The following is a 17,934-nucleotide window of genomic DNA, read 5'->3' as shown; positions in this document are numbered from 1 at the left end:
CGCAAGAAGCCCATGAAACAAAGTCACTCTTCATTTGGCTCGCCCCGCCGCGGGAGAATTGAAGCATCCCGTACGAGCGACCAGGACCGGCAAATCACAAAACAAAACCGGTTTGCGACTTCCCTATCAGGCACGCGGTCGTGACGAAAGCGATGATCCACTTATGCACCAAACGCTGTCATTCTCCAAACGGCAATGACGGTGCCGCCAACAGCCTCACAAACAAAAACCTCCGACAGGGAAGCACCCTGCCGGAGGTCTGTCAGTCAGGCATACGGAAAGAAACCGTAGCGATGTGAACCGGTCAACCGGCCTTAAGACTTGGAAAGCTCGCCAGCAAAGGCGCCGATCCGCTGATAGTCCTTGTAGAGTTCATCATAGATCTTGTGGGCTTCGGGATTGGGCTCAAAGACCTTTTCCACCGGACTGTGCATGGCATCCTTGGCGGCGTGGATATCGTCATAGGCACCAGCAGCCGTGGCCGCAAAGATCGCCGCGCCACGGGCACAGCACTGATCGGATTCGATCACATAGATGCTGCGGTTCATCACATCGGCACAGACCTGCGAGATCAGGTCGGACTTGCGCGCAATCCCGCCAATCCCGACGATCTTCTTGACCGGAATGCCCTGTTCTTCGAAGCGCTCGACGATCGCCCGCGAGCCAAAGGCGGTGGCTTCGATGAGGGCACGATAGATCGACGGCGCTGTCGAACCCAGATGTAGACCAGCAATGATCGCCTTCACGGTCTGATCGGCGTCCGGTGTCCGGCGACCGTTCAGCCAGTCGAGCGCACGCTCGCCATAGCCTCCCGGCGGCAGAAGGGCAGCTTCTGCTTCCAGTTCAGGCAACAAAGAGCCGGACTTGGCGCTGCTCTTGCGGTTCCATGTCAGAATCCGCTCAAACCATGCAAACACATCACCGAATGACGACTGACCGGCTTCAAATCCGATCGAGTCGGGCATCGCACTGCCCGGAACCTGACCACAGATCCCGCGCACAAGCGTGTCGCCAACCTCTTCGGGTGGCGCAACCAGAATATCGCAGGTCGAGGTGCCCATTACGCGCACCAGCGAATAGTCCTCGATACCAGCACCGACTGCGCCCATATGGCAGTCGAACGCACCGACAGCAACAGGAATACCGGCCTTCAGACCAAAGCGTCCTGCCCATTCCTCGCTCAATCCACCGGCGGACTGATCGGAGGTGCGGGTTTCGGTGAACATCGGATAGCCCAGATTGCCAAGGCATGGATCAAGCGCCGTCATCCATTCAAGGCTCGGCAGCCCATCGAATTCCGGGTTCCACAGGGCTTTGTGGCCTGCCGCGCAAACACCGCGAACAACATTGTTGGCATCGTCGACACCCGTCAGAACCGAGGGGATCCAGTCGCAGAATTCGACCCACGTGGCCGCGGCCTGAAAGACTTCCGGGTTGTTGCGGCCCACATTGAGGATCTTGGCCCAGAACCATTCAGACGAATAGATTCCGCCAACATATTTGGTGTAGTCGGGAAACTTGCCGGAATGACACAGCGTGTTGATGTCTTCGGCTTCCTTGACGGAGGTATGGTCCTTCCACAGGATGCACATGGCGTCCGGGTCGGTCGCGAAACCGTCCTTGAGCGCCAGAGCCGTACCATCGGCGGTCAGCGGCATCGGGGACGACCCGGTGGTATCAACGCCAATCCCGATGATGTCGGGCTTCTGATCTCCCATCTCGGCCAACGCGCCCTTGACGGCGCTGGTCATGGCTTCGAGATGATCTGCCGGATGCTGGCGAAATTGTTGACGGGTCGGATCGCAGAATTTTCCTTCCGCCCAGCGCGGATAGGTCGCGACGGCAGAGGCCAGTTCATCCCCATTTTCGACACTGACAATGACGGCTCTTACGCTGTCGGATCCAAAATCCAAACCCAAAGTGCAGGTCTGCTGATCGGTGGCCATGGCCTCACTCCTCCCTGAATGGCGTGCTTTTCATTGATTTGAAATGGTCAAAACCGCATGGACAATTCTACTTGATCGCCCAATACAGTCCCCCTTTTCAAAGACTCCCATAAAGTTTACAATATGGATGATCCTGATGCTTCACAAGGTAGCAAACCGCTAGACACATGGACGATCATTCTTATTTCAATCCAAGTGAAGATGCTGCCGTTCAGCGCATTTTTCGCAAGCTCGCCTATCGCTCCAACCGGTCGGATGACGACACGCAAGTCGCTCCTCTCTTTCCCGGCTTCGAGTTCGACGTGCGCCTTGTGGCCAGCATCACGCCGATTGAAAAGGACGGCCCGCTCGACTTCTACATTGACCGGCCCGACGGCATGCGCGGCTGGATCATCAACCTGACCGTCGACGGGGTCGGACGTGTCTTTGATGGCAAGAATTCCTTCACCGTCCATCCGGGAGATTTGCTGCTTTTCCCTCCCGGATCAAAGCATTTTTACGGGCGCGACTTCGACGCTGACAAATGGTGGCACCGCTGGATCTATTTCCAGCCCCGCGCCTTCTGGAAACCGTGGCTGCATTGGGAAACCAACATCGACGGCGTCTATCTGATGCGCAAGAATGAAGAGAGCAAGACCAGCGAACTGTTCCGCCTCTTCGTCGAGGTGGAAAAATGGGCTGATTCACCCGGCAGCCTCTCGGTAGACCTTGCCTTCAATCGTCTCGAACACATCCTGCTGCAATGCGCGCGCACCACACGCACCCCCAAAACCACCAGCCGCGTGCTGGACGAACGTGTCCTCGCCGCCTGCTCGATGATTTCCGAAAATCTGGACAAATCTCTGACCGTCAAGGAAATCGCCAGCCACGTCTGCCTGTCGCCCTCACGCCTGTCGCATCTGTTTCAGAAAAACATCGGCACCGGCGTCGTGCAGTGGCGAGATGGCCAGCGCGTGCAATATGCCATGCAGATCCTTCGGGTCACCAACGTCCCCATCAAATCCCTCTCGCAAATGGTCGGATATGATGATCCGCTCTATTTCTCGCGCGTTTTCCGCCGCCACACCGGCATGAGCCCACGCACCTTCCGCGAACGCAGTCTGCCACAAAATGGTGGTGGCCAGACCGACGAAGTGAACAGCGTCATTGGTTCGGATCAAGCCATGGGGCCGGAAAGTCTTTCCAAGCTACCAACATAGAACACTTGCCCTTTAAACAAACAATCCCCGGAAGGTGACCCTTCCGGGGATGCTTGTTGGCAACCATCTGATCTTTAGGCCGGGCAGCTAGGAACAGACAGCAGTCGCCAACTCACTTACCAGATCACTTACCAGATCACTGGCAATCAGGCGCGGATCCCTTTGGCGAAGTGCCAATAGATCTCGTTGTTGCGCAAGGTCTGCTTGAAGGCACCGATTTCGGTATCTTCGTCGATCACGCAAAGCTCGATCCCTGCGATTTCAGCAAAATCTTCGAGCATTTCCGTCGTCACATCATAGCTGTAGGCGGTGTGATGCGCGCCGCCCGCATAGATCCAGGCCGCACAAGCGGTTTTCAGATCGGGCTTGGTTTCCCATACAGCGCGCGCAACCGGCAATTTGGGCAGATCCGGATGATCGATGGATTCAACCACGTTGGCGATCAGGCGGAAACGGTTGCCCATGTCGATAAGGCTGGCATTAACCGCACGTCCTTTACGGGAGTTGAACACCAGACGGACCGGATCAGCCTTGCCACCAATACCCAGAGGATGGATTTCCATCGTCGGCTTGCCTTCGGCAATCGTCGGGCAAACTTCGAGCATATGCGAGCCAAGCACGCATTCCTGACCGTCAACCATGTTGTAGGTGTAGTCTTCCATGAAGGAGCAGGCACCGGTGAGGCCATGGCCCATGACTTTCAAGGCGCGGATGATGGCCGGGGTTTTCCAGTCACCCTCACCCGAGAAGCCAAAGCCCTGCGCCATCAGGCGCTGAGGCGCAAGACCGGGAAGCTGATTGAGCCCATGCAGATCCTGGAAAGTATGGGTAAAGGCCGTATAGCCCCCTTCCTTAAGGAAGGCTTCGATGCCCAGTTCCTGACGCGCAGCATCAAGAAGACTGTCGCGGCGCGCACCGCTCGGAGCCAGTTCCGGCATCAGAGTGTAGGCTTCGTCATACTCAGCCGCGCGGGCTTCAACCTCGGCATCTGAGAATTGCGCCATACGGGCAACCAGATCGCCAACCGCCCAACCGTCAACGCCCATGCCCAGCGCCATTTCTGCCCCGACCTTGTCCCCTTCGGTCACGGCGACATCGCGCATGTTGTCGCCAAAGCGGCAGATCCGGCCACCCTGCCAGTCATTCCAAGCGCGTGCAGCACGCATCCAGGCATCAATGCGGTCCTGAACGTCCGCTTCCTTCCAGTGACCGACGACCACCTTGCGAGCAAGCCGCATGCGAGTATGAATATGCCCGCCTTCGCGGTCGCCATGTGCTGCCTGATGCAGGTTCATGTAATCCATATCGAGGCTGTCCCAAGGCAGGTCAGCCCGATACTGGGTGTGCAGATGAAGGATCGGTTTGGTCAGCAGGTTAAGACCACGAATCCACATTTTTGCCGGGGAGAAGGTGTGCATCCAAACGATGACACCGCCACATTCGGGATCGTTGGAAGCCCGCTGGCAGACATCGGTGATTTCATTGGGCCTGGTGACCATGCCCGCAAATTCGACCGGCAGGACGAGACGCCCACTGTCATTCAAACCAGCCACGACCTCACGCGCATTGGCGCTGACCTGCTCGAGCGTCTCCGGTCCATAAAGATGCTGCGAGCCGCAGATGAACCAGAATTTGAGCGGTTTCAATCCGTACATGATATTGCCCTTTCGAATAAAATGTTCGCCGCTACGATGGCGCGGCTCCCATACTGCCATGCTCCGTGGCACGGAGAGATTTGGCAGGCGTTCGGTTGCGTCAGAAGAAGAGTGCGTCCGGCCTACTGGCCGTACCAGGCGTTTTTGCCGTGTTTGCGCTCATAGTGATAATCGAGCACATATTGCTCCAGCGGCTTGAGAGGGTTGGATATGGTCGCTGTCAGCGTTGCCATATTCGCAATCTCTTCAAGGATCACTGCATTGCGCACGGATTCCGCCGCATCCTTGCCCCAAGCAAACGGCCCGTGACCGGCGACAAGCACCATGGGTACGGCAACCGGATCAATCCCATCGAACCGGCGAATGATAGCTTCGGCGGTCGTGGTCTCGTAATCCCGATTGACTTCTTCTTCCGTCAGCGGCGCAGTGCAGGGCACGGGGCCAGAACAATAATCGGCCTGCGTCGTCCCAAGACAAGGAATGTCCCTGCGGGCCTGAGCCCAGGCGACAGCATGACGTGAATGTGTGTGGGTGACGCCACCAAGGGCGGGAAAGGCTTTATAGAGGGTCGTATGCGTTTTGGTGTCCGACGAGGGCTTCTTGTCGCCCCAGACAACATTGTTCTCGAGATCCACAACGACCATGTCATCAGCGGTCATATCCTCATAGGGAACCCCCGATGGCTTGATCACCACCAGACCCTGTTCCCGATCAATACCGCTTACATTGCCCCATGTGTAGACCACGACACCGCGCTCATTCAATTCAAGATTGGCGCGGAAAACGTCTTCTCGCAGTTCTGCTAGCAAGGCTTTTCCTCCCTTATTGCACCCCGCTCGGACGTTGCCGGACACACGGGATGTTTCCTCATAGAAAGTTTGATCATTTAGGCCAGAATATGCCAGAGGATATCAGGTTAATTATATGGATAATGATGCTGACTTAAACATACACGATATCATTGCCTCACACGGACACTATCTCAGAGGCAAGAACGCACCGAAACGCGAGCTTTCTGGCATTCCCACCTAAAAGACAAAGGGCAGACTGATGTCTGCCCCTTACTGTATTGCGCGCACCACTTGGTGATTTGTCCATGTTTCTTGGGACTATTGCGCTTTGTTTTTGTTGTATACGTCGAAGATGACGGCAGCGAGGAGGACGAGGCCCTTGATGACCTGCTGATAGTCGATACCGATGGACAGGATCGACATGCCGTTGTTCATCACACCCATCAGGAAGGCACCGACGATGGCCCCGATGACCGTGCCGACACCGCCCGACATGGACGCCCCACCGATGAACACCGCCGCGATGACGTCAAGCTCGAAGGTAAAGCCCGCTTTCGGCGTTGCCGTGTTGAGGCGCGCAGCAAACACCAGACCGGCAAAGGCCGCCAGAAGGCCCATGTTGGCAAAGGTCAGGAAGGTCAGCCGTGCGGTGTTGACACCGGACAGCTTGGCCGCCTTCTCGTTGCCACCAAGAGCATAGATGCGGCGACCGATGGTCGTGCGGGTGGTGATGAAGCTGTAGACACTCATCAGAACCGCCATCACGATCAGCACGTTCGGATAGCCCTTGTAGCCAGCCATGATATAGGTCAGATAGTTGATCGCAAAGACGATCAGAACCAGCTTGCCAAGGAAGAAGGCGAATGGCTCGTCAACCGAGGCCACCCTGGCCTGTTCCTGACGACGCTTGAAGCTGGAGTAGAGCAGATAGATGCTGATCGCAGCCCCGAGCGCGATGGTCAGGATATGCGGCCGGCCCGAGCCGATCAGATCGGGAATGAAGCCCGAGCTCATTTTCTGGAAGGCACTGGGGAACGGACCGATCGACTGGCCCTGAAGCAGCGCAAGCGTCAGACCGCGGAACACCAGCATCCCCGCAAGGGTCACGATGAAGGCCGGGATCTTGTAGTAGGCAACCCAGAAGCCCTGCATGGCCCCGATCACAGTCCCCACCATCAGGCAGACAATGACAGTCGGGACATAGTGAATGTCGTAGTTCACGATCATCACGGCCGCAAGCGCCCCGATGAAGCCAACCACAGAGCCGACCGACAGGTCGATATGTCCGGCCACGATCACCAGCAACATGCCGATGGCCATGATCACCACATAGGAGTTCTGAAGCACAAGGTTGGTCAGATTGAGCGGCTTCATCAGAATGCCGCCGGTCATGATCTGGAACGAGACCATGACGAAGATCAGGGCCAGTAGCAGGCCGTATTCACGCAGGTTGGCCTTGAAGTAGCTGCCGATGCTGCCACCTTGAGCGGATTTTTCCGTCTTTTCCATAGTCACATCACCCATTGTTCTTGATGATCATCCGCATGATCTTTTCCTGAGACGCCTCAGCGGTTGGCAGTTCGCCAACAACACGGCCCTCGTTCATGACATAGATGCGATCCGTCATACCCAGCAGTTCAGGCATCTCGGAAGAGATGAAGATGACGCCTTTGCCTTCTTCTGCCAGCTGGTTGATGATCGTGTAGATTTCGAATTTGGCATTGACGTCAATGCCGCGGGTTGGCTCGTCAAGGATCAGAACCTCGGGGTTGGCAAACAGCCACTTGGAAAGAACAACCTTCTGCTGGTTGCCACCAGACAGGTTGACCACTTTCTGAAGGATCCCAGAACAGCGCGTGTTCAGCTTGTCCTTGTATTCAAGCGCGACACGGGTCTCCTCGTTGTCGTCCAGAACCAAGCCCTTCGACACACCATCAAGATTGGACAGCGTCGTGTTGACCTTGATCGTATTGTCAAGAACAAGACCGAATTCCTTCCGGTCCTCGGTGACATAGGCAAGACCCCGATCAACCGCACGGTTGATCGTCGAGACATCAATCGGTTGCCCTTTGAGCAGGACATCCCCCGTGATGCGCTTGCCGTAAGACCGACCGAAGATGCTCATCGCAAGTTCCGTCCGCCCCGCACCCATCAGACCCGCGATCCCGACAATCTCGCCGGCCCGCACCTCAAGGTTCACATCCTTGATGATCTGACGATCCGAATGCACAGGATGGAAGGCATTCCAGTTCTTCACTTCCATCAACGTCTCGCCGATCTTCGGCTCGCGCGGCGGGAAGCGATTGGTCAGCTCACGGCCAACCATGTCCTTGATGATCCTGTTTTCCATCTCCTCGGACTTGTCGCAATCAAGCGTACTGACCGTCTCGCCATCGCGCAGAACCGTGATCTTGTCCGCGACCTTCACCACCTCATTGAGCTTGTGGGAGATCAGGATGGACGAGATGCCGTTGCGCTTGAACTCAAGCAAAAGCTCAAGCAGCGCCTCACTGTCTTGTTCGTTGAGCGAAGACGTCGGCTCATCCAGGATCAGAAGCTGAACTTCCTTGGAAAGCGCCTTGGCAATCTCGACAAGCTGTTGCTGGCCGACACCCAGGTTGGTCACCAGTGTGCCAGTCGTCTCGGTCAGACCGACCACCTTGAGCAGCTGTTCTGCCTCTGAATGGGCCTGTGACCAGTTGATGACCCCGCTCTTGGCCCGCTCGTTGCCCAGAAAGATATTCTCGGCGATCGACAAAAGTGGGACCAGCGCAAGCTCCTGGTGGATGATGATGATGCCCTTGTCTTCACTGTCGGAAATGCCGCCAAAAGACTGGGTATCACCTTTGTAGATGATGTCTCCTTCATAGGAGCCGTGCGGGTAAACCCCGCTGAGGACCTTCATCAGGGTTGATTTGCCTGCCCCATTCTCACCAACAAGGGCATGGATTTCCCCTTCGGAGACGGTCAGGTTCACATCACTCAAGGCCTTTACTCCTGGAAAGGTCTTCGTGATTCCTCGCATTTCTAGGATGGTGTTCATATCAGCCTCAAGGAACCAATCTGTTTGTCGAGCTGAAAGGAGCAGAGGGCGACAACAAAGCCGCCGCCCTCTTTCGGGAGGATCTTACTTGACCTGATCCATCGTGTAGTAACCGCTGTCGATGACGCGTTCTTCCCAGTTCGCTTTCGTGACAGGAAGCGGTTTCAGCAGGTAGGACGGCACAACTTTCACACCATTGTCGTATGTTGTGGTGTCGTTGATTTCCGGTTCGCCGCCTTCCAGAAGCGCATTCACCATACCAACGGTCACACGAGCAAGCTCACGGGTGTCCTTGAAGATGGTGGAATATTGTTCGCCAGCAAGAATGGACTTGATGGACTGAACTTCAGCGTCCTGACCGGTCACGATTGGCATCGGCATGTCGCCAGAGCCATAGCCAACGCCTTTGAGCGAAGACAGGATACCGATGGACAGACCGTCGTACGGAGCCAAAACGCCGTGGATTGTTTTGTCGGTATAGAAAGCAGAGAGCAGGTTATCCATACGGGCCTGAGCAACCGCGCCGTCCCAACGCAGGGTACCGACTTTGTCCATGCCGAACTGACCAGACTGAACAACGATTTTGCCTTCGTCGATCAGCGGCTGCAGAACGGACATGGCACCATTGTAGAAGAAGTAGGCGTTGTTATCGTCTGGCGATCCGCCAAACAATTCCACGTTCCAGGTATCAGCATCGCCATAACGTTCTTTCAGACCGTTGACGAGGTTGGTTGCCTGCAGCACGCCAACCTGGAAGTTATCGAAGGTAGCATAGTAGTTGACGTTACCGGAATCACGGATCAGGCGGTCATAGGCAATGACTTTGATATCATTGTCGGCAGCCAGTTCCAGAGCGCTCGACAGGGTCGTGCCATCGATGGAGGCGATCACCAGAACATTGACGCCCTTCAGGATCATGGTTTCGATCTGGCGCAGCTGGTTTGCGATGTCGTCTTCCGCATATTGCAGGTCAGTGGTGTAGCCGGCTTCTTCGAACTGCTTGACCATGCTCTGGCCGTCAGTGATCCAGCGAGCAGACGACTGGGTCGGCATTGCGATGCCAACAAAGCCCTTGTCGGCGGCGCTGGACGGAGCAACTGACATGGACAAACCCGCAGCCACTGCCAGTGCGCCAACGCTTAGCATTTTAAAGAAATTTCCAAATCTCATTTTGAGATCCTCCCTTAGAAACATGCCTTGACTGTCGTCAAGACCTCCCACTATCCCGCACGAAGCTGGGAAAGTAAATCTGCAAGGACGTCAGGAAAGATGAACAATAGTTGTGCTTTCGTGGCAGAAGGGTGCACAAAAGTGCGCTGCAAACCGTGAATGCAGCTTAGCCAAACGCGCCCAATGAGCTTTGAGCGCGGCCTGAAACCAGATCACAATTTGGCGAAATCCTCCAGCTGGAGCCGCGGCCAACCGACCTCAAGCTCCAATTCTCCCTTAAATCCTCCGACTATCATTGTGCTACAAATTGCGCCGGAAGGAAGACGGCAAACAGTTAAAAATATGGACGATATTGCTTTTCTCTTGCCGCAGGATCAAAAACCGCCCCAGCGAATGCTAATAGATGATTGGCATGGAGCCCATTTCTCGTGCAGCATCGCCTTTGCGGCATGGAATAAACCGGCGCGCGCTTGCAGGCGTTGATAGCGGTGCTAAAGAGCGGGCGAAAAAAGCAAATCCTGCGGAGCCCACCTCAGAGTTTACAATGCCGGTTTCGGAGCATTTTTCGCGCACTTTTTTCATGAAGCGATGGAACCATGATGAGGCATATGCAGTTGTGCCTGAAGATGAAAACCACACGCCATGGTCAAGCGCGGGCGACCCATGATCAGCTTATGTCGACGCGCCGCTCTGGTGAACCAGCACCATTGGATGACGACGACAAGATGACGACGACAACAAGCGCACGTGCGCAACCTGTCGCAGTTCCCTTGTGAGGGCTATGGCAATATCATAGGGTTCCCGTGTCCCCACCGGTCAAAGGGAGAGGATGTCAATTCTTCCCTGATCCGCAGCACCGGAACAACAGAACAATATACATTTGAAAGACCGAATTTGCGCCGCTAAGGAGGGCCAAAATGCAACTCAAGGACAACAGTCTTTTGGAAAACAGGGCCTATATCAATGGCGAATGGCTGAGCCTGCCAGACTCCTTTGATGTGACCAACCCGGCCACGGGCGACCTGATCACCAAGGTTTCTGACTGCGCTCAAGCGGACGTTAAGGAAGCGATCGACTCAGCTTATGTTGCGCAGAAGGAATGGGCCGCCAAAACCGGCAAGGAACGCGCCGGTCTCATGCGCAAATGGTTTGATCTGATCGTCGAAAATGCCGACGACCTTGGCGCCATACTCTGCGCTGAAATGGGAAAACCCTTTGAGGAAGCACGCGGCGAGATTCTCTATGGGGCCTCCTTCATTGAATGGTTCGCCGAAGAAGCCAAGCGCGTCTATGGCGACACCATCCCCGGACACCAGCCCGACAAGCGGATCATCGTCATCAAACAGCCGGTGGGCGTTGTCGGCTCCATTACTCCATGGAATTTTCCCAACGCCATGATCGCCCGCAAGGTTGCCCCGGCGCTCGCGGCTGGCTGTTCCTTCGTTGCGCGACCCGCCGAATTGACGCCGTTGTCGGCATTGGCGATGGCGGTGCTGGCAGAGCGTGCTGGCATTCCCAAAGGGGTATTCAACGTCATTCCCAACAGCCATTCGTCCATGACCGGTGAAGAACTCTGCACCAACCCCAAGATTGCCAAGATCACGTTCACCGGCTCGACCAAGGTAGGCTCGATCCTGATGCGCCAATGCGCAGATGGCATCAAGAAGATGAGCCTCGAGTTGGGTGGCAATGCCCCCTTCATCGTCTTCGATGACGCCGATCTTGATGCCGCCGTTGATGGCGCGATGATCGCCAAATACCGCAACAACGGCCAGACCTGTGTCTGTGCCAACCGGATCTATGTGCAAAGCGGCGTCTATGACGAATTTGCCAAGAAGCTCACGGAGGCCGCCAGCAAGCTCAAGCCTGGCAATGGCTTTGACGAAGGCGTGACCACAGGCCCGCTGATCAACGAAGCCGCGGTTGAAAAGGTCGAAGCCCACCTCAAGGACGCGGTCGAAAAAGGCGCGGAAATCATTCTGGGCGGCTCGCGCATGGAAGGCACCTTCTTTGAGCCAACCGTGATTGCCAATGTGCCCCGTTCAGCCCTGCTCTCCTCTGAGGAGACCTTTGGTCCGGTGGCCCCGCTGATCAGGTTCGATGCTGAGGAAGACGCGATCACCATGGCCAACGACACCGAATTTGGCCTCGCGGGCTACTTCTACTCCAACAATCTCGCACGTGTCTGGCGCGTGGCGGAAGCCATGGAAACGGGCATGGTAGGCGTCAACACCGGCCTTATCTCGACCGAAGTGGCCCCATTTGGCGGTATCAAGCAGTCCGGACTTGGGCGTGAAGGCTCGAAATATGGCATCGAGGACTATCTCGAGATCAAGTATATCTGCCTGGGTGGCATCTGAGGCGCAGCGTACTTGCCAATCAAAACAGAAGGGGCCCGCACTGACACTGGTGCGGGCCTTTTTTCGCATCTTTGGGCCTTTCGCGAATCGGTTTTTGCTTGTCATGCAGCGTGTTTTCCCATGTCACGACAGCAAGAAAATCCAGCTTTTTGCAGACTTGCACAAAATATTCGCCCTCCGGTTGGACAGTTGTTCACCAATTCTATAATGTTGCTGCCACGGAAACGTGAGGATAGCGACAATGCTCAATACGATCATGGTTCCGGTGGATTTGCGTCGGTCATCAATTGACCAGAAGGCGTTGACCATCGCGGCCACCCTGGCCAGGGCCAACGACATAAAAAAAATCCGCGGCCCGCACCAATCGACTGGTGGCGGTGCCCTGTGTCTGATTTGGGACCGGTCATCGCGCGCCGGGCGCATTTTGAATGCATTGCCTGCAATCACGCTCCATACAAGACAGCTAAATTCAAGACAGCAAAACCCATTTGATGACTGAATCGCGGACCTGTCCGCCTTTTTAACGCTGTTGGTTTTCCTGCACACCGGTAATCCTGTACCGGTATCAGGGACTTACAAGAACAAAATTGGAGAACATCGCAATATGTCGACAGAAGACGAAGCAACGGGCATCCCAGCCCCTGAAGGGATAACGGAAATCATCGATACCGATTATGAAATCGGTCAGGACAATGTTGAAGGTCAGGTTGGCCCCTTTGGCTTTGATGTTCACAACCCGGTTTTCATGGTTTCTGGCCTTTGCATTGTGGCGTTTGTTTTTTATGCCCTTGCTCTGCCGGAACAGGCTGCCTCCATCTTTGGCTGGCTGAGGCCTTGGCTTACTTCAACATTCGACTGGTTCTTCATTAGCGCGGCGAATGTCTTTGTTCTCTTCTGCCTCTTCCTGATCGTCAGCCCATGGGGCAAGATCCGGCTTGGTGGCAGGGAAGCCACTCCCGACTTTTCCTATTCGGGCTGGTTCGCCATGCTGTTTGCTGCAGGCATGGGCATCGGCCTGATGTTCTTTGGTGTGCTTGAGCCGGTCTATCACATGGCCATCTCCAGTCCGCTCGGAACCCCCTCACCGTTCGATGCTGATGGCAACCTGATTCCAGCCAATGTAGAATTGGCCAAGGAAATGGGGCTCGCCGGCACTATCTACCACTGGGGTCTGCACCCTTGGGCGATTTACGCCGTCGTGGCTCTGGCCTTGGCCCTTTTCTCCTACAACAAGGGCCTGCCACTGACCATCCGCTCTGCGTTTCACCCGATTTTCGGCGACCGCATCTGGGGCTGGACTGGCCACTTCATCGACATCCTTGCAGTGTTCGCAACCCTGTTCGGTCTGGCCACCTCGCTCGGCTTTGGTGCCCAACAGGCGAACGCCGGTCTCAATCACGTCTTTGGCATACCTGTCGGCATCCCGACACAGGTCATCCTGATCACCTGCATCACCGGTATCGCCCTTGTCTCGGTTCTTCGTGGTCTTGACGGCGGTGTCAAAGTCCTCTCCGAAATCAACATGGGCATCGCAACGCTGTTGCTGCTGTTCGTTCTGCTGGCCGGTCCGACCATGCTCATATTCACCGATTTTGGCGAAGGGCTGGTTGCGTATGTCAAGGATCTCGTGCCGCTGTCCAATCCAATCGGCCGGACCGACGATGCCTATCGTCAGGGCTGGACGGCCTTCTACTGGGCCTGGTGGATCAGCTGGTCACCGTTTGTCGGCATGTTCATTGCCCGCGTCTCCCGTGGCCGCACCGTGCGCGAGTTCATGATCTGCGTTCTGCTGATCCCGTCCCTCGTCTGCGTCCTCTGGATGGCCGTCTTCGGTGGTGTGGCGATTGATCAGGTTCTGACCGATCCGGCAAACTCCGCCGTCAAGGCTCAGGTGATCGACAGCTACAATCCGCCGTTGTCGCTGTTCGCCATGCTCGAAGGCCTGCCGCTGTCCTCCATCACGTCAGTCATTGCCATCGTGCTGGTGATTGTCTTCTTCGTCACCTCGTCGGACTCCGGTTCCCTGGTGATCGATACCATCACCGCCGGCGGTAAGATCGATGCACCGGTTCCACAGCGCGTTTTCTGGGCAACCTTCGAAGGGGCCGTCGCCATCGTGCTTCTGATTGGAGGTGGGCTGACAGCCCTGCAAGCCATGGTGATCTCCACCGGGCTACCCTTCACATTGGTTCTCTTGCTGATGTGCTGGGCGATCCTGCAAGGGTTGCGGTCCGAACCGCGCTAAAGCGATTCAAGGCACCGCCCAATTTTCAAAAAAGAAAGCCCTCCCGGCACCATCGCCGGGAGGGCTTTTGACTATCAGGCTCGGCGCTCGGAGCGTCGCCGGGTCTTATGCCGCCGACTTCTTGGGCTTGCGCAGCAACAGGATCAACGGAATGGACAAGGCGCTCAATACGGACATGAGCAGGAAGTCATCGATGTAACCAAGCATCGCGGCCTGCTGTGTCACCAACGAATTGGCCGTCTGGACAGCGCTGCTGGATCCTGATAGCAACCCCGGCAGATAGGCGTGCACCGCCCCCGAGGTCGAGGTCAGGCGCTCGGCCAGCTCGGCATGGTTGGCCTGTGTCATATGGACAAGAACGGCGGATACCATCGAAACACCGATCCCCTGCCCCATGTTGCGCATCAGCGCATACATCGACGTTCCGTCACCACGCAACTGCGTCGACAGGGTCGAAAAGGCCATGGCCGACAGGGGCACGAAAATGAAGCCCATACCGAACCCTTGCAAGACGCCGGTGACAACAATCAGATTGGAATCCATCTGAAGATTGAACCCGGTCATCATATAGAGCGACCAACTCATGACCACCGCCCCGAACAGCATCATGGCACGGCCATCCACCCGATGGCTGATGCGCGAGACAATCAGCATCGACACCATCGAAGCAATACCGCGCGGCGCCATCAAGGTCCCCGATGCCATAACCGGATAGCCCAGATAACTCTGCATAAGGGGTGGCAACAGCGCCAAGGCCGAAAACATCGTCATGCCGATCAGGAACATGAACACTGCAGCGAGCGCAAAGTTGCGATCCCGGAAAATTCGCAGATCGACAAAGGGAGACTCGGCCGTCATGGAATGGACCAGATAGACCCAAAGCCCGGAAATTACCAGCCCCAGCTCGATCCAGGTCTCGGTGGATTCGAACCAGTTGTTGTCCGAACCGCGGTCAAGCATCAACTGCAAGGCACCGATCCCCAAAGCCAGCATCGCAAAGCCGAAGAAGTCAAACCGCCGGTTTCGCTTATCGCTATTCGGCATATAGACCAGCAGAAGCGCAATGCACAGAATGCCGACCGGCACATTGACCAGAAAGACCCAGCGCCAGTTGACACTCTCGGTCAGCCAGCCCCCAAGGGTCGGCCCGACGATCGGGGCAACCATCACGCCCATGCCATAGATTGCCATGGCCTGAGAGACGCGCTCTTTGGGGTTGATATTGAGGATCACGGTCTGAGCCAATGGCGCGATCATCGCGCCACACAGGCCCTGCAGGATCCTGAAAGCGACCATTTCGGGAAGACTGGTCGCAATCCCGCATAGAGCCGACGCCAGAGTAAACCCGCCAACAGCCAGCAGAAACAGCAGCTTCTGGCCGATGCGATCGCTCATCCATCCCGTCACCGGCGTCGCGATGGCCGCCGCAACGATGTAGGACGTGAGCACCCACGTGATTTCATGCTGCGCCGCTCCGAGCGCTGCGGACATGTGCGGCAGCGCAACGTTGGCAATCGTGGTGTCGAGCACCTGCATCACCGTCGCCAGCATGATCGCAATGGTCAAGAGTGCCTTGTGCTTGACCACAACGGCCGGAGCGGAATCGTCTGGAATCTGTGCCATATCGTTCACTTGTCGGGACGGTCAGCCACAAGCGCCTCCCCGCCTGCTGCTGATCTCATCCGCCTTTGTCTCAAAGTCTGTTGAGAGTTGTCTTGCCGGTATCGATGCTGACAACGGCGCTCATGCCCGACCGCAACCGGTCGGAGAAACTGTCATTCTCAGGTTCGATGCGCACCGGCACCCGCTGGACCACCTTGACCCAGTTGCCCGTGGCATTCTGCGCCGGAATGAGCGAAAACTCGGCGCCGGTTCCCGAACTGATGCTGGCAACCCGGCCCTTGAAGTGCGTCCCCGGATAGGCGTCGAACGTCACGTCAACGGGCATGCCGATACGGATGTTCTCCAACTGGGTTTCCTTGAAGTTCGCGTCCACCCATGTCTTGTTGACTTCAAACAGGCTCGCAACCGCTGTACCCGCATCGATATACTGTCCGGTGTTGAGCTCGTCGATGTGATTGACGATGCCGTCATGGGGAGCCTTGACCGTTGCCTTGGCAAGATTGCGCTTGGCAAGTTTCAACGCCGCATTGGCCTGCCGAACCAACGGATGGTCGTCGGTCGCAATCTTGGGGTTACCGGCGAGAGCCGCCCGCGCCTTGTCGACCGTTTTTTCGGCAGAGGTCACCGCGCTCTTGGCCTGCAGCAAAGAAAGTTTCAGTTCATCAAGACTGTTGTTGGAGGTGACCCCCTTCTTGGCGAGGATCGCACGACGATCATAAAGCTCTTGCTGAACCTTGAGCGTTTCGCGCGAGGCATCCCGCATCGCAGTCGCCGTCTGGTAATTGACCTTGAGCTGTTCCACATCAAGACGGATCTTGCCAAGGGATGCCTCGGCCTGATCCACCGCGATCTGAAACGGCTCGGAATCCAGCTTGAACAGCACATCCCCTGCGCTCACCCTCTGGCTTTCCTCGACATCGACGCTGAGAATGCGGCCCGAAACGTCAGACGAGATGGCAACCTGGGCTTGCTGCGCATAGGCATTGTCGGTTTCCTCGAAGCGACCGCCCGTCAGCCAGAACCAGCCACCACCCACGACAAGCGCCAACGGCACAATCAGCATCAGGGCCAACCGCCCCGTCCGCTTTGATGATGAAGAGGATGCCTCTGCCGTCTCTTCATCATTGGCGGCCTTGGGCGGATTTTCATAATGCTGCGCTTCGTCAGAAACCTCCTCATCTTTCTTGATGAGGGATTTGTTCGCATATTTCACGTTTCTAACACTCATTTTACTTGGTCTCTTTGATCGGGGGACGTTGTGCTCAGTTCATCGCGAATACTGGTCAGACCAAGAAGCAAAGCATCCAGTTGGTCCTCATCCAGTCGGCAAAGGGCTCGATCATGCAGTCGCTTGCCGATGCCATCCGCCAATGCCCGAGCTTTGACAAAGAGGGAAACGCCCTCACTTGTCAGTGTTACCAGTTTGGCGCGGCTGTCCTGAGGATCAGGACTGCGCTCGACCAGATCACGCTTTTCCAGCCTGTCGAGAATACCGCTCAGCGTCATCGGATCACTGTCGATCTCGCGGGCAATGCTGGATTGGGACTGACCGGCCGGGTGCCGTTGAAGAAACCCCATGACCCGCGACTGCTGCAGCGTCAGGCCAAGGCTCTTGGCCTCTTCCTCGAACTGCCGGCGGATCAACTTGGAAACTTCGAAAATCAGATAGCCAATTTGGATTTCACTGGGTTTTTCGGTCATCGGGGGCTTTCACGTCTAACTAAGTACGCTTATTATAAGTACACATATAATAAGCTCACATAACATATTCAACCCGGCTGTCAATCGGTACTGTTACGGTAGAGTTAACAGAATGTTTGCGGCACCTTGAGAGGCAAGCGGAGGGCGCAACCAAGAAGCTTTAAAGAAAAATCGCAGGTCTATACAGGGCTTCGGACCCAA

Annotated in this window: 14 protein-coding genes; 5 read left to right on the top strand and 9 right to left on the bottom strand. The window is 56.1% G+C overall.

What is annotated here, in order from left to right; genetic code table 11:
* Positions 1-314 precede the first annotated feature (314 nt).
* Positions 315-1,946, bottom strand: a complete 1,632-nt coding sequence (locus CPH65_RS04545) for a ribulokinase (RefSeq protein ID WP_096172324.1) — start codon at positions 1,944-1,946, stop codon at positions 315-317.
* A 167-nt stretch (positions 1,947-2,113) separates the two neighbouring features.
* Between CPH65_RS04545 and araC the strand changes: the two genes are divergently transcribed.
* Positions 2,114-3,145: an arabinose operon transcriptional regulator AraC gene (araC, locus tag CPH65_RS04540; protein ID WP_096172323.1), complete on the top strand. Its 1,032-nt coding sequence runs from the start codon at positions 2,114-2,116 to the stop codon at positions 3,143-3,145.
* A 146-nt stretch (positions 3,146-3,291) separates the two neighbouring features.
* Here araC and araA read toward each other — a convergent pair whose 3' ends face one another.
* The 5 genes from araA to chvE all read right to left on the bottom strand — a co-directional run bounded on the left by araA (position 3,292) and on the right by chvE (position 9,804).
* Positions 3,292-4,800, bottom strand: coding sequence for an L-arabinose isomerase (gene araA / locus CPH65_RS04535; RefSeq protein ID WP_096172322.1), 1,509 nt, complete (start codon positions 4,798-4,800; stop codon positions 3,292-3,294).
* Between the two features lie 122 nt (positions 4,801-4,922).
* On the bottom strand, positions 4,923-5,609 hold the full coding sequence (locus CPH65_RS04530) for an L-ribulose-5-phosphate 4-epimerase (RefSeq protein WP_096172321.1): 687 nt from the start codon (positions 5,607-5,609) through the stop codon (positions 4,923-4,925).
* Between the two features lie 300 nt (positions 5,610-5,909).
* Positions 5,910-7,115: a multiple monosaccharide ABC transporter permease gene (mmsB, locus tag CPH65_RS04525; protein WP_096171612.1), complete on the bottom strand. Its 1,206-nt coding sequence runs from the start codon at positions 7,113-7,115 to the stop codon at positions 5,910-5,912.
* Positions 7,108-8,634, bottom strand: a complete 1,527-nt coding sequence (mmsA, locus tag CPH65_RS04520) for a multiple monosaccharide ABC transporter ATP-binding protein (RefSeq protein ID WP_096171613.1) — start codon at positions 8,632-8,634, stop codon at positions 7,108-7,110. Before mmsA ends, mmsB begins: the two co-directional genes overlap by 8 nt.
* Positions 8,635-8,718: 84 nt before the next feature.
* Positions 8,719-9,804 carry a multiple monosaccharide ABC transporter substrate-binding protein gene (gene chvE, locus CPH65_RS04515; RefSeq protein WP_371359430.1) on the bottom strand — a complete coding sequence of 362 codons (1,086 nt, stop codon included), beginning with the start codon at positions 9,802-9,804 and terminating at the stop codon, positions 8,719-8,721.
* 403 nt (positions 9,805-10,207) lie between these two features.
* Here chvE and CPH65_RS23735 point away from each other — a divergent pair, with 403 nt between their 5' ends.
* From CPH65_RS23735 to CPH65_RS04495, 4 genes are all read left to right on the top strand, one after another.
* The gene (locus CPH65_RS23735; RefSeq protein ID WP_157747499.1) at positions 10,208-10,471 is read left to right on the top strand and encodes a hypothetical protein; all 264 of its coding nucleotides are present in this window, start codon (positions 10,208-10,210) and stop codon (positions 10,469-10,471) included.
* Between the two features lie 250 nt (positions 10,472-10,721).
* Positions 10,722-12,164 (top strand): NAD-dependent succinate-semialdehyde dehydrogenase, encoded by a 1,443-nt coding sequence (locus tag CPH65_RS04505; protein ID WP_096172318.1) that lies wholly within the window; start codon positions 10,722-10,724, stop codon positions 12,162-12,164.
* 241 nt (positions 12,165-12,405) lie between these two features.
* Positions 12,406-12,663, top strand: a complete 258-nt coding sequence (locus CPH65_RS04500) for a hypothetical protein (RefSeq protein ID WP_096172317.1) — start codon at positions 12,406-12,408, stop codon at positions 12,661-12,663.
* A 105-nt stretch (positions 12,664-12,768) separates the two neighbouring features.
* On the top strand, positions 12,769-14,409 hold the full coding sequence (locus CPH65_RS04495; RefSeq protein WP_096172316.1) for a BCCT family transporter: 1,641 nt from the start codon (positions 12,769-12,771) through the stop codon (positions 14,407-14,409).
* 105 nt (positions 14,410-14,514) lie between these two features.
* Here the strand turns inward: CPH65_RS04495 and CPH65_RS04490 are convergent, their stop codons facing one another.
* The 3 genes from CPH65_RS04490 to CPH65_RS04480 form a co-directional block, all read right to left on the bottom strand.
* Positions 14,515-16,032, bottom strand: a complete 1,518-nt coding sequence (locus CPH65_RS04490) for a DHA2 family efflux MFS transporter permease subunit (protein ID WP_096176239.1) — start codon at positions 16,030-16,032, stop codon at positions 14,515-14,517.
* 70 nt (positions 16,033-16,102) lie between these two features.
* Entirely contained in the window at positions 16,103-17,260 is a 1,158-nt protein-coding gene (locus CPH65_RS04485) for an HlyD family secretion protein (RefSeq protein ID WP_096172315.1), read from the bottom strand.
* Complete coding sequence (locus CPH65_RS04480) at positions 17,257-17,733, bottom strand: MarR family winged helix-turn-helix transcriptional regulator (RefSeq protein WP_096172314.1); 477 nt, start codon at positions 17,731-17,733, stop codon at positions 17,257-17,259. The genes CPH65_RS04485 and CPH65_RS04480 overlap by 4 nt, the downstream gene beginning before the upstream one ends.
* Between the last annotated feature and the right edge of the window lie 201 nt (positions 17,734-17,934).

Origin of the sequence: Cohaesibacter sp. ES.047 (assembly GCF_900215505.1) — a bacterium.
Classification (GTDB): Bacteria; Pseudomonadota; Alphaproteobacteria; order Rhizobiales; family Cohaesibacteraceae; genus Cohaesibacter.
This window is presented reverse-complemented; position numbering and strand designations above follow the sequence as displayed.

Excerpts from the sequence above, each read along its gene's own strand:
- CPH65_RS04545 (WP_096172324.1), bottom strand. The coding sequence starts at position 1,946 with ATGGCCACCGATCAGCAGACCTGCACTTTGGGTTTGGATTTTGGATCC.
- araC (WP_096172323.1), top strand. The coding sequence starts at position 2,114 with ATGGACGATCATTCTTATTTCAATCCAAGTGAAGATGCTGCCGTTCAG.
- araA (WP_096172322.1), bottom strand. The coding sequence starts at position 4,800 with ATGTACGGATTGAAACCGCTCAAATTCTGGTTCATCTGCGGCTCGCAG.
- mmsB (WP_096171612.1), bottom strand. The coding sequence starts at position 7,115 with ATGGGTGATGTGACTATGGAAAAGACGGAAAAATCCGCTCAAGGTGGC.
- mmsA (WP_096171613.1), bottom strand. The coding sequence starts at position 8,634 with ATGAACACCATCCTAGAAATGCGAGGAATCACGAAGACCTTTCCAGGA.
- chvE (WP_371359430.1), bottom strand. The coding sequence starts at position 9,804 with ATGAGATTTGGAAATTTCTTTAAAATGCTAAGCGTTGGCGCACTGGCA.
- CPH65_RS23735 (WP_157747499.1), top strand. The coding sequence starts at position 10,208 with ATGATTGGCATGGAGCCCATTTCTCGTGCAGCATCGCCTTTGCGGCAT.
- CPH65_RS04505 (WP_096172318.1), top strand. The coding sequence starts at position 10,722 with ATGCAACTCAAGGACAACAGTCTTTTGGAAAACAGGGCCTATATCAAT.
- CPH65_RS04500 (WP_096172317.1), top strand. The coding sequence starts at position 12,406 with ATGCTCAATACGATCATGGTTCCGGTGGATTTGCGTCGGTCATCAATT.
- CPH65_RS04495 (WP_096172316.1), top strand. The coding sequence starts at position 12,769 with ATGTCGACAGAAGACGAAGCAACGGGCATCCCAGCCCCTGAAGGGATA.
- CPH65_RS04490 (WP_096176239.1), bottom strand. The coding sequence starts at position 16,032 with ATGGCACAGATTCCAGACGATTCCGCTCCGGCCGTTGTGGTCAAGCAC.
- CPH65_RS04485 (WP_096172315.1), bottom strand. The coding sequence starts at position 17,260 with ATGAGTGTTAGAAACGTGAAATATGCGAACAAATCCCTCATCAAGAAA.
- CPH65_RS04480 (WP_096172314.1), bottom strand. The coding sequence starts at position 17,733 with ATGACCGAAAAACCCAGTGAAATCCAAATTGGCTATCTGATTTTCGAA.